The following is a 482-nucleotide window of genomic DNA, read 5'->3' as shown; positions in this document are numbered from 1 at the left end:
GTAATGGTGAAAAAGCCTAATCGACGCCAGTTCCTCGGCATTGCAGGTACAGCAATCGGCGTTTCGTCAACGACTGGAATCGTTTCAGCTCAAAAACACGGTAGTGAAAAGAGTTCTGATTCCTCGATAGATCCCGCTCCGATTGAACTTGAGGATAAAAAACACGCTGTTATCGATGATACGGTCTACAGTTTCGCACGCGCCAAGAATACAGAAACGGGAGAGGTAAGTGAATTAGTCGCAACGGTGAAAAAGGAAAACGCAAAAGCGACTCAATCCCAAATGAGCGCGGAATCGGGAGTTGGGATGAGCGTGGAATCGGTGAAGGTTTACGGAACTAAAACGGATACGGTCGAAAAGACCAACACAATTGGTGTCCAAAATTTCGAGGAGAAGTCGGCGTGGGACGACCTCATTGAGGAAGTCAGTGACGGGGTGGCCAAGACAATCAGCCGGTTTAGCGTTTACAAAGGAGATCAAAA

1 pseudogene is annotated in these 482 nt (G+C 47.7%); it reads left to right on the top strand.

The features are described from left to right. A pseudogene (locus DVK06_RS17440) lies at positions 1–482 on the top strand (glycine zipper family protein); the annotation flags it as partial.

The sequence above is a fragment of the Halorubrum sp. Atlit-28R genome (assembly GCF_003665955.1).
In the GTDB taxonomy this organism is placed as follows: domain Archaea; phylum Halobacteriota; class Halobacteria; order Halobacteriales; family Haloferacaceae; genus Halorubrum; species Halorubrum tropicale.
This window is presented reverse-complemented; position numbering and strand designations above follow the sequence as displayed.